Raw genomic sequence first — 11,561 nt, 5'->3', positions numbered from 1 at the left:
GGCTTCGGATAGGCGGCGGTGTGGCAGAAGGACTGCATCACCAGGTCGGCGGAGAAGCCCAGGCAAGCCAGGTCCTTCAGCTCGTCGCGGGTCATCGGGCCGGTGGTGTCCTGGGAGCCGACGGTGGTCATCTTCGGCTCGCAGTAGGTGCCCGGACGCACGCCCTGGCCTTCCGGCAGACCGCAGGCGCGGCCGACCATCTTCTGCGCCAGGGTGAAGCCCTTGCCGCTGTCGGCCGGCGCTTCCGGCTTCTTGAACAGGGTGGACGGCGCCAGACCCAGCTCGGCACGGGCCTTCTCGGTCAGGCCGCGGCCGATGATCAGCGGGATACGGCCGCCGGCGCGGACTTCGTCCAGCAGCACGTCGGTCTTCAGCGCGAAGGTGGTGACCAGCTCGTCGCTGCCATGGCGGCGCACTTCGCCCTTGACCGGGTACACGTCGATCACGTCGCCCATGGCCAGGTTGGTGCAGTCGAATTCGATCGGCAGGGCGCCGGCGTCTTCCATGGTGTTGTAGAAGATCGGGGCGATCTTGGTGCCGAAGCAGAAGCCACCGGCGCGCTTGTTCGGCACGTAGGGGATGTCGTCGCCGAAGAACCACAGCACCGAGTTGGTGGCGGACTTGCGGGAAGAACCGGTACCGACCACGTCACCGACGTAGGCGACCGGGAAGCCCTTGGCCTTGGCGGCTTCGATCTGCTGCAGCGGGCCGACCGAACCCGGCTGGACCGGCTCGATGCCGTCGCGGGCCATCTTCAGCATGGCCAGGGCGTGCAGCGGGATGTCGGGGCGCGACCAGGCGTCCGGAGCGGGGGACAGGTCGTCGGTGTTGGTTTCGCCCGGAACCTTGAACACGGTCAGGGTGACTTTTTCCGGCACGGCCGGCTTGGCCAGGAACCACTCGCCGTCGGCCCAGGACTGCAGCACGGCCTTGGCGGCGGCGTTGCCCTTCTTGGCGCGCTCGGAAACGTCGTGGAAGGCGTCGAACATCAGCAGGGTGTGCTTGAGCTGCTCGGCGGCGGCGTTGGCCAGCTCGGCGTTGTCCAGCAGCTCGACCAGGGTGGCGATGTTGTAGCCGCCCTGCATGGTGCCCAGCAGCTCGACGGCGCGGGTCTTGGTCAGCAGCGGGGAGGCGACTTCGCCCTTGGCCAGGGCGGTCAGGAAGCCGGCCTTGACGTAGGCGGCTTCGTCGACACCAGCCGGAACGCGGTTGGTGATCAGGTCGACCAGGAATTCTTCTTCGCCAGCGGGCGGATTCTTCAGCAGTTCGACCAGAGCAGCGGTCTGCTCGGCGGTCAGCGGCTGGGGCACGACGCCCAGGGCGGCACGCTCTTCTACGTGTTTGCGGTAGGCTTCAAGCACAGTATTACCCTCATCAGTGGTCCCATGCGGGAGTCCGGGACTCGCGTCCAGAAGCTGTTTTCAAAGTTTTACGCCGGACTGTGACGGAGGGGAGTCGGTGAGGGAGCCATCTGACGAAACTCGTCTCACCAACCGCTTCCTGCCGGGGATAACTGTGCTCGTGACGCTTTGAAAACAGCTTCGATCGGACATTGCTGCCTGTAACAAGGCAGGCGGATTCTAATGGAAGCGGGCCGATAAGTTAAGCAATACGCCTGGCCGGTGGCGGGTGACCCGGCTTAGACAAAGGGCTAAGATGCCGCCCCGAACCCGCATCGCCCCTGCTTTCCATGCCCAATCAGCGCATCAAGACTCCCTGTATCGGTCTCTGCTCAACGGTCTACGGCGACCTCGTGTGCCGGGGATGCAAGCGTTTCCACCACGAGGTGGTGAACTGGAATCTGTACGGCGAGGAAGAGAAGCAGGCCGTCTGGCAGCGCCTGGAGGTGCTGCTGGTGCAGGTGGTGGCGGCCAAGCTGGAGGTGTTCGACGTGGCCTTGCTGCGCCGCCAGCTGGAGCAGCGGCAGATCCGCTTCGTCCCGCAGCAGTCGCCGTACTGCTGGGCCTACCAGCTGATCGCCCGTGGCGCGCGGGTGATCCAGCAGGTCGAGGCCTACGGCATCGCGCTGCTGCCGGAATTTCGCGACAGCGACCTGCCCGAGTTGCGCGACGCCATCGACCGCGAGTACTTCCTGCTCTCCGAGGCGCACTACCAACGCTACATCGCCCCGCGTTTCCTGGTCGAAGGTGTCGACAGCCGGGTCTAACGCTTGCCACCCTTGAGCAGCTGTTCCTCCAGCTGGTCGCAGATATCGTCCGGCTTGAGTACCAGCACATCGCTTTCCAGGGTGTCCAGCACCACCTCGGCGGTGTTGCCGATCAGCACGCCGGACAGGCCGGTGCGCGCCACGCTGCCGATGACGGTGACCACGGCGTCGAGTTGCAGGGCCATCTGCGGAATCAGGATGTCGGCCGCTCCCTCGGCGATGTGCAGCTGCAGGTTGCTCAGGCCGTACTCGTCCTGGAAGCGCTGGCAGGCCTCGCGGTAGCGCGCGGCGATGGTCTCGCGCAGCTGGAAGCTCGGATCGGCGGCGGAGAGCATCGGCGCCGGGTGGGCGCTGAGCACGTGCAACTGGCCCTTGGCCAGGTTGGCGAGGTCGTAGGCATGGCAGACGATGCCGGCATGCAGGACGCGGTGCTCGGGATCGTCGCTGCCGACGTCCACGGCGGCCAGCACGGTGCCGCCGCTCCACGGCCGGTCGGTCTTGACCAGCAGCACCGGGCAGGGACAGAAGCGCAGCAGCTTCCAGTCGTCCGGGGTGAGCAGGGCCTTCTTCAGCGGGTTGTCCGGCAGATGCTGCTTGATCACCAGGCCGCAGCCCTCGGCCTGCTGGGCGGCGATGATGGTCTGGGGGGAGCTTTCCTGCCAGTCCTGACGGATGGTCACGGTATAGCCGTCCTCGCGCAGTTCTTCGGCCATCTCGTCGAGAAAGGCCGAATGATCCTGCGACTGATCGCAAACCAGCAGGTGCAGCTCGGACTGGGTAGCGTTGGCGATCAGTCTGGCCCTCATGAGCGCCAGACCCTGAGCGTCTTCGGGCTCCAGTACTACCAGGATGCTGCGAATCTCTTGCATGGTCTTTTCCCTCGGCGGCGGTCGGTTTTAACTCTAGACCCATGTTCCCCACCGCGCGCTTGACGCCCGTCAAACGGCGGGCATACCGACGGCGAGCGCTCGCCGTATAATGCGCTCCTTGCCAAGACTGTCTGGATCGCCACGCTCCGAACTGCACAAGTTGGGGCCCGCCGATGCGTCCGACCCGACCCATGGTTTGTAGGCCTGGCCGACCAGGCATACCTGCCACACAGACCGCCGGATGCTTGAACGCAGCATCCCGGAACTCTCACGATCAATCACGTCATTGCGAGCCATGCTCCGCAATGCTTCAACTAGAGCTGTTCGTATGATCTTTCCCGAGATTCGAGACTTTCTGGGCTGCGCCACGCCTGCCCGCTGGGTGGATGCTGCGCTCGCCGATCAGGAAACGCTGCTGCTGGACCACAAGAACAACGAGTACAAGGCGGCGTCCACTGCGCTCGCGCTGATAGCCCGCTATGCGCAGCTGCACGAGCTGGTCAACCGCATGTCGAAACTGGCGCGCGAAGAACTCGTGCATTTCGAACAGGTGCTGCGGATTCTCAAGAACCGGGGCATCGAGCTGCGGCCGGTGTCGGCGAGCCGCTATGCCGGAGGCCTGCACAAGGCGATCCGCAAGGCGGAGCCGCATCGCCTGACCGATACGCTGGTGGTGGGGGCTTTCATCGAGGCGCGTTCATGCGAGCGCTTCGAGGCGGTCATTCCCCATCTGGATGCGGAACTGGCCAAGTTCTACGGCGGACTCTTGGAGTCGGAGGGGCGTCACTACCAGGGGTATCTGAAGCTCGCCTATCTCTATGGAGAGGCCGAGGATGTGAGCAGCAGCGTGGAGCGGATCAGGGAGCTGGAGCGCGAACTCATCGAGAGTCCCGACACCGAGTTCAGGTTCCATTCGGGCGTCCCTGCCCAAACCGTCTGATCGCCATCCAGCGTGGCCGCCGCGCCGCCGAGCGGCGGCGGGCGTTTAGAAGCTGGCCTCGCGCACCAGCACCGCCAGCGCACTGCGCAGGTAGCGCCAGGCCGGTGCTTCCCAGCGGGCGTGCAGCACCACCTGGCCGCGCCAGGACTGACCCTCCAGGTGCTCGAGCGGCGACTCCACCGCCAGACTGACGCGGTAGACACCATGCTCGGGCACCAATTGCTCGCCGCGCTGCCGGGTGAGGATGTGCCCGCCGGCCTGCACGGCGAGCATGCCGTTGGGCAGCGCGCGGGTGGCGTCGGCGTCGACGTTGGTGACCCGCAGGCGCAGCAGCGGTCCCTCGCCGGCGTCGGTGATGAAGGCGCCGCGGTCGCCGACGCTGATGCGCTTGACCTGCTCCTCGTCGAGATAGGTTTCCACTAGGTTGCCCTGGCCGACCAGCAAGGCGATCGGCTCCTTGGCGGCCAGCCATTGGCCGCGATGCAGGTCGGGATCCAGATCGCGCAGATGGCCGGTGAAGGGCGCCTTGGGCGCGTAGCGGCTCAAGTCCTCGTCGAGGCCGTCCAGTTCGGCGCTGGCGGTGGCCAGCTCTTCCTGGCGGCTTTGCAGTTGGGCCCGCGAATCGTCGCCGAAACCGGCCGAGGCCGCCTGCCAGCGCAGCGCCGCGATGCGCGCCTGCAGGCCCTCGCGGCGTAGCCGCAGGTCGGGCGCGGCGAGGCGGATCAGCTCGGCGCCGGCCGGCACGAGGGCGCCTTCGCCGTAGCCCAGCTGCTCGACCTGCGCGGGACCTGGGGCGAACAGCGGCCAGATCTCGGCCGGGCGCAGCACGCCGCTGGCGTGTAGCCGGCCCGGCCAGGGCACCAGCAGCAGGGCGACCAGCCCGCCCAGCAGAAGGAGGCTCAGCCGGCTGCGCTGGCGGCTGCGGATGTGCGGCCAGCGCTCGCGCCAGGCCTGCAGTTCATGGCGGATGGGCATGGCGACGAACCAGACGATTTCCACGAGAAAGAGAAAGATCCCCACCAGCTTGATGAAGAAGTGGTAGACCAGCACGGCGATGCCGAGGAACACCACCAGCCGGTAGACCCAGGTCGCCCAGGCGAAGGCGATCAGCCAGGCCTCGCGGCGCGGGGGGAAGTGTTCGGGACGCTCCTCGCCGAGAGCGAACAGCAGTTCGCGCAGCTTCCAGCGGGCGAGGGCGAAGCTGCGCTCGTGCAGGTTGGGCAGGTCCAGCCAGTCGGAAAGGATGAAATAGCCGTCGAAGCGCATGAACGGACTGGCGTTGATCGCCAGGGTGGCGATCCAGCTGGTGGTGGCCAGCACGAAGGCGGCCGAGCGCAGCTCGCCATCGGGCAGCAGCGCCCAGGCGAGGGTGGCCCAGGCGGCGATGACCAGCTCGGTGACAATCCCGGCCGCGGCGACCAAGAGGCGCTGCCAGCGGCTGGTCAGCCGCCAGGTCTCGTTGGTGTCGGTATAGGCCATCGGCCAGAGCACCAGGAAGGCCACGCCCATGGTCGGGATGCGACAGCCGAAGCGCTTGGCCGTGAAGGCATGCCCCAGCTCGTGCAGCAGCTTGACCACCACCACCGCCACGCCGTAGGCCGCCAGGCCCTGCCAGCTGAAGGTGTCGACCAGCGAGGCGAGGAAACCGTCCCACTGGCGGATCACCTGGGACAGGCCCAGCGCCAGGGCCAGCAGCGTCAGCAGGGCGAAGCCGCGGGTGCAGAACAGCCGGGCCGCCGGCAGCCAGCGGTCGAGCCAGGCGTCCGGCCGCCACAGCGGCACGCGGAAGAACAGGTAATGGTGCAGCAGCCATTTGATCCGGCTGCCCTCCTGGCGCGCCCGCCGTTCGGCCAGCTGGCGGGCGCTGCCGCGGCCCTCGGGCTTGAGCAACTGGTTGTCGAACAGGAAGGACGTCACCTGCCGCACGTCGTCGCTGTCCAGTTGCAGGGGCGTGGCCGCGGTGATCGACGCGGCAATCGTCGCCGGGTCGTCGAACGACCAGCGCTGGAGGATCTCGAAGGTCGGCCAGTCGATGCTGAAGAAGCGGTTGCGCACCGGATCGTGCAGGGTCCAGCTGGGCTGGCCGTCGGCCAGCACCGGACCCGGCCGCAGGGCCAGTTCTTCACGCAGTTGCGGAAGCGCCATGCCTACCACCCGATCGTGGTGCGGACGCTGGCCAGCGGTCGGCGCAGCACCCAGTAGACCAGCGGCACCCAGCGGCCGCGCAGCTTGGCGCTGCCCTTGAGGCCGACACGGTGCTCGGTCGGCTCGCTGAGGCGGGCGCGCAGGCGATAGGCATAGCTGCCGTCCGGGCGCTCCACGGCGTCATGGGCCAGATAGCGCAACTGCGCCGGCACCGGATCGAGGGGGCTGGCGTTGAGGTAGAGGTTGACCGGCGCGCCATCCGGCAGCGGAATCGCATCGGCCAGCGGCACCCAGGCCTCGACCTCGATGTCGCCGGGCGGGGCGATGCGCATGATGCGCTCGCCGACCGCGACCGGCCGGCCGATCCATTCGGAAGGATCGTCGAACAGGGCGATGCCATCGCGCGGGGCGAGCACCCGGGCGCGCCCCAGTTGGTCGGCGATGAACGCCGCCTCGGCGCGTTTTTCCTCGATCTTGCCGGTCAGCACGGCGAGCTGCGCCTTGGACTTGGGATCGAGCAGCGCCTGCTGCATGGTCTGCCGGTACTCGGTTTCCGTGGTCGCCAGGGACTGGCGGGCGACCTCCAGACGCGACTGGATCAGCACCTCGTCGAAGCCGAACAGCGGCTGGCCCTCGCGGACTTCCTGGTTGGGCTGGACATGGAAGGTGTCGATCACCCCCTCCAGCGGCGCGCGGATCACCGCCGGGTGGGAGGGCACCAGCTCGCCGGGGGCCAGCACGCTCAGGCGCACCGGCACGACGGCGAGCGCCAGGGCGGCCGCGCTCCAGCGCAGGGCGCGCGACTGCCACCAGCGCCGCGGGACGTCGGTGCTCGCGCTGCGCCGCCGCTGCCAGGGCCAGCGAGCCGCCGGCTGGCGGGACTGCCAGGCGTGTCGCCAGATATCCGCCCACTCGGCCAGCAGCGCCACTTCGCTGTCGCTCCACGGCAGGTCGCGGGCGAGCAGCAGACCGCCCGCTTCGCCGCCCTTGCCGCTCGCCGCCGCGTGACCCAGCCAGAGACCGTGAGCCGGCAGCCAGTCGGACCATTCGGCGGCGATCTCCGGCGGCAGGCTGGCGGCCTCGACCCGGGCGACAGGGGTGGCGCCGTCGGCCAGGTGTCGGCAAACCGTGGTCAGCCATTGCGCATAGGGCACGTTGGCCTCGACCTGGACGACCCCGGACAGGCTGATGATGCCCTTGTCGGCCGACCACAGCGCGGCCTGGCGATAGGGCACCAGCTGGTGGGTATCGTTGACCGCGATGAACTCCAGTTCGGGCCCCGAGGCGGCATGCCGCACCCGGTGCCCGAGCTCGAGCAATGTGGCCAACGGATTGGTTTGGTGGATTGCCTGCGTCATCAGTGTTTCTGGGCCGCCTTGTCGGTGGGCTGTTTACCAAGGGCATATTCGGGCCGTTTGGCGGCCATGCGCAGCTGCTCGCTCAGACCGGCACGCCCGGTGGTGGCGTGGCTCTTCTCACCGATGCTGATGCGGAACAGGGTACTCGCCTCCCGGCCCTGACTGTCGCGGGCGAGCAGCTTGACCGTCACATCGCCGTGGGATTTGGCCGGTGCCAGAACCTCGAACTTGCCGGTCTGCGGGTTGAACCAGATCCAGGACGGCAGGTTCTCGCCATTGGCCTGCTTGGCGGCGAGGATCACCAGCGCCGTCGGGTCGGTATGCACGAAGGCATCGTAAGGCGTCGCGAAGCGGTGCATGGTACCGATCTCCACATACTGGTCCGGCATGCCCCGATAGGTGGTCAGCGACGGCTCGAGCGCATCCATCACCACCACGCGGAAGCCACCGCTGCTGGTGTAGATGTCGCTGAGCCGGCCGCGCTGCAGCTGGTCGAGGTTCAGGTCGGAGAGCCGGGTCCATATCGACGACGGCGAGGAGCCATCGATGCCGAGCATGGAATCGAACGGCAGTACCGACAGGCTCGGACTGTCGCTCGTCCCGCCGTATCCGGACGGATTGGTCGAACCGTCGGCGCTCGGCGTCGGGGTCTTCGTCGTTACCGCCGGCACGTCATCGAGACCGCGGACCTTGACCTCGACCACGGTGGTGGCGCCGTCGAGGGTCTGCACGGTGAAGCGCTCGACGACGCTCTCGCTGCTGGTGAGCCGTTGGACATGCGCGGCGTCGTTGTCCAGCACATAGGACCAGTTGCCGCTGGCGTCGATGCTGAAGGTGCCATGGCTGCCCGCCGTCGCGGTCTGCACGACGAATTTCGCTTCGCCGGCGTCCACATCGCTGACCGTCAGCTTGCCGCTGCTGGTCAGGACGGTGTCTTCGCGGACGCTACCTTGCTGGGCATCGGCTTTGCCATCGCCGTCGGCATCGGTGAACGGGCCGATCAGCGCCGGATCGTTCACCGGGCTTACGGTGATCGTCAGGGTGCCGACGTCGGTCAGTTTGCCGTCGGTGACGGTGTAGGCGACCGAGTCGGTGCCGTTGAAGTTGGCCGGCGGGGTATAGGTGTAGCTGCCGTCGGCGGCGATGACGATGCTGCCGCCCTGGGCGGTGGCGAAGGTGCCGGCCACCACGGACAGGCTGTCGCCGTCGAGGTCGCTGTCGTTGGCATCCAGCTGGATGCTGGAGCTGAACGGCACGTCCTCGGTGACGGTGACCGCATCGCCCACGGCGACCGGCGCATCGTTCCCCGGCGTCACGGTAACGGCGACGGTGACCGTCTTGCTGCCACCCTGGCCGTCGCTGACGGTGACGGTGAAGCTGTCGTTGCCGTGGAAGTTGGCGTTCGGCGTGTAGGTCCAGCTGCCGTCGGTGTTGACCGTGACGCTGCCATTGGCCGGATCGCCGGCCTTGACGAAGCTCAGGGCATCGCCGTCCAGGTCGCTGGCGACGAGCTGGCCGGTGACCGGGGTGTCTTCCGGCGTGGTGGTTGCAGCGTCGACGGCGACCGGGGCGTCGTTGGCCGGGGTCACGGTAACGGCGACGGTGACCGTCTTGCTGCCACCCTGGCCGTCGCTGACGGTGACGGTGAAGCTGTCGCTGCCGTGGAAGTTGGCGTTCGGGACGTAGGTCCAACTGCCGTCGGTATTGACCGTGACGCTGCCGTTGGCCGGATCGCCGGCCTTGGCGAACGTCAGCGCATCGCCGTCCACGTCGCTGGCCACGAGCTGGCCACTGACCGGCGTGTCTTCCGGGGTGGTGGCTGCAGCGTCGACGGCGACCGGAGCGTCGTTGGTCGGCGTCACGGTAACGGCGACGGTGACCGTCTTGCTGCCACCCTGGCCGTCGCTGACGGTGACGGTGAAGCTGTCGCTGCCGTGGAAGTTGGCGTTCGGGACGTAGGTCCAGCTGCCATCGGTATTGACCGTGACGCTGCCGTTGGCCGGATCGCCGGCCTTGGCGAAGGTCAAGGCATCGCCGTCCAGGTCGGTGGCAGTGAGCTGGCCACTGACCGGAGTGTCTTCCGGGGTGGTGGCTGCAGCGTCGACGGCGACCGGAGCGTCGTTCATCGGCGTCACGGTAACGGCAACCGTGACCGTCTTGCTGCCGCCTTGGCCGTCGCTGACGGTGACGGTGAAGCTGTCACTGCCGTGGAAGTTTGCGTTCGGCGTGTAGGTCCAGCTGCCATCGGTGTTGACCGTGACGCTGCCATTGGCTGGATCGCCGGCCTTGGCGAACGTCAGCGCATCGCCGTCCAGGTCGGTGGCAGTGAGCTGGCCACTGACCGGGATGTCTTCCGGGGTGGTGGCGGCAGCGTCGACGGCGACCGGCGCGTCGTTGGTCGGTGTCACGCTCACCCTGACGGTGGCAGTGTTGGAGGTCAGGGTGCCGTCACTCACCGTGTAGGTGAAGTCGGCGATGCCGTTGAAGTTGGCATTCGGGGTGAAAGTGACGGTGCCGTCGGCGTTGAGCACAGCGCTGCCGCCCGCGCCGCTGGTGACGCTGGCGATGACCAGACTGTCGCCGTCGACATCGCTGTCGTTGCCGAGCAGCTGGGCCGCAGTATAGGTCACCGAGGTGTCTTCGCTGGTAGCCAGGTTGTCGTCGAGGGCGACCGGAGCGTCATTTACCGGCGTCACTGTGATGGCAACGGTGACCGTCTTGCTGCCGCCCTGGCCGTCGCTGACGGTGACGGTGAAGCTGTCGTTGCCGTGGAAGTTGGCGTTCGGGACGTAGGTCCAGCTGCCGTCAGCGTTGACCGTGACGCTGCCATTGGCCGGATCGCTGGCCTTGACGAAGGTCAGCGCATCGCCGTCCACATCGGTGGCAGTGAGCTGGCCACTGACCGGAGTGTCTTCCGGGGTAGTGGCGGCAGCGTCGACGGCCACGGGGGCGTCGTTGGTCGGCGTCACGCTCACCCTGACGGTGGCGGTGTTGGAGGTCAAGGTGCCGTCACTCACCGTGTAGGTGAAGTCGGCGACGCCGTTGAAGTTGGCATTCGGGGTGAAAGTGACGGTGCCGTCGGCGTTGAGCACAGCGCTGCCGCCCGCGCCGCTGGTGACGCTGGCGATGACCAGACTGTCGCCGTCGACATCGCTGTCGTTGCCGAGCAGCTGGGCCGCGGTATAGGTCACCGAGGTGTCTTCGCTGGTAGCCAGGTTGTCGTCGAGGGCGACCGGCGCGTCATTTACCGGCGTCACGGTGATGGCGACGGTGACCGTCTTGCTGCCACCCTGGCCGTCGCTGACGGTGACGGTGAAGCTGTCGTTGCCGTGGAAGTCGGCGTTGGGGACGTAGGTCCAGCTGCCATCGGTGTTGACCATGACGCTGCCATTGGCCGGATCGCCGGCCTTGGCGAAGGTCAGGGCATCGCCGTCCACGTCGCTGGCGACGAGCTGGCCACTGACCGGAGTGTCTTCCGGGGTGGTGGCCGCGGCGTCGGTGGCCACCGGAGCGTCGTTGGTCGGGGTGACGGTCACGGTTACCGTGCGGGTCAGGGACTCGCCCGAAGCCGCATCGGTCACGGTGTAGTCGAAGCTGTCGGCACCGCTCCAGTTGGCGTCCGGGGTATAGGTGTAGGTGCCGTCGCCATTGACCACCACGCTGCCGTGGGCCGGGTCGCTGGCCTTGGCGAAGCTCAGGGCGCCGCCCGAGCTGGTGCTGTCATTGCTGGCGACGGTGCCGGAGACCGCGGTGTCCTCGCTGGTGCTGATGCTGTCGGCCACGGCGGTGAGATCCACGGCCGGGGTAACGGTGACGGTTACCGTGCGGGTCAGGGACTCGCCCGAGGCCGCGTCGGTGACGGTGTAGTCGAAGCTGTCGGCACCGCTCCAGTTGGCGTCCGGGGTATAGGTGTAGGTGCCGTCGCCATTGACCACCACGCTGCCGTGGGCCGGGTCGCTGGCCTTGGCAAAGCTCAGGGCGCCGCCGGAGCTGGTGCTGTCGTTACCCGATACATCCCCGTTGACCGGGGTGTCCTCGGCGGTGGTGGCGGTATCCGCCACGGCCACCAGGTCGGCAACCGG

The 11,561-nt window shown here is 67.6% G+C and carries 6 protein-coding genes and 1 pseudogene; 2 read left to right on the top strand and 5 right to left on the bottom strand.

Features of this window, described 5'->3' with window-relative positions; translation table 11 throughout:
* Window positions 1–1,361: pseudogene (locus tag LMJ29_RS10575) on the bottom strand (bifunctional aconitate hydratase 2/2-methylisocitrate dehydratase); the annotation flags it as partial.
* A 329-nt stretch (window positions 1,362–1,690) separates the two neighbouring features.
* Between LMJ29_RS10575 and LMJ29_RS10570 the strand changes: the two are divergent.
* Complete coding sequence (locus LMJ29_RS10570) at window positions 1,691–2,167, top strand: DUF1289 domain-containing protein (RefSeq protein ID WP_229605483.1); 477 nt, start codon at window positions 1,691–1,693, stop codon at window positions 2,165–2,167.
* Here LMJ29_RS10570 and LMJ29_RS10565 read toward each other — a convergent pair.
* On the bottom strand, window positions 2,164–3,036 hold the full coding sequence (locus LMJ29_RS10565) for a universal stress protein (RefSeq protein ID WP_229605482.1): 873 nt from the start codon (window positions 3,034–3,036) through the stop codon (window positions 2,164–2,166). The genes LMJ29_RS10570 and LMJ29_RS10565 overlap by 4 nt on opposite strands.
* A gap of 328 nt (window positions 3,037–3,364) precedes the next feature.
* Between LMJ29_RS10565 and miaE the strand changes: the two genes are divergently transcribed.
* Complete coding sequence (gene miaE, locus LMJ29_RS10560) at window positions 3,365–3,976, top strand: tRNA-(ms[2]io[6]A)-hydroxylase (RefSeq protein ID WP_229605481.1); 612 nt, start codon at window positions 3,365–3,367, stop codon at window positions 3,974–3,976.
* Between the two features lie 45 nt (window positions 3,977–4,021).
* On the opposite strand, the gene LMJ29_RS10555 is transcribed toward miaE, so the two are convergent.
* The 3 genes from LMJ29_RS10555 to LMJ29_RS10545 form a co-directional block, all read right to left on the bottom strand.
* Window positions 4,022–6,121, bottom strand: coding sequence for a site-2 protease family protein (locus tag LMJ29_RS10555; RefSeq protein WP_229605480.1), 2,100 nt, complete (start codon window positions 6,119–6,121; stop codon window positions 4,022–4,024).
* Window positions 6,122–6,123: 2 nt separating this feature from the next.
* Window positions 6,124–7,479: an efflux RND transporter periplasmic adaptor subunit gene (locus LMJ29_RS10550; RefSeq protein WP_229605479.1), complete on the bottom strand. Its 1,356-nt coding sequence runs from the start codon at window positions 7,477–7,479 to the stop codon at window positions 6,124–6,126.
* The coding region (locus LMJ29_RS10545) for an Ig-like domain-containing protein (protein WP_229605478.1) at window positions 7,479–11,561 on the bottom strand (4,083 nt) is incomplete at its 5' end. The genes LMJ29_RS10550 and LMJ29_RS10545, both read right to left, overlap by 1 nt.

The sequence above is a fragment of the Pseudomonas oryzagri genome (assembly GCF_020831405.1).
Classification (GTDB): Bacteria; Pseudomonadota; Gammaproteobacteria; order Pseudomonadales; family Pseudomonadaceae; genus Geopseudomonas; species Geopseudomonas oryzagri.
This window is presented reverse-complemented; position numbering and strand designations above follow the sequence as displayed.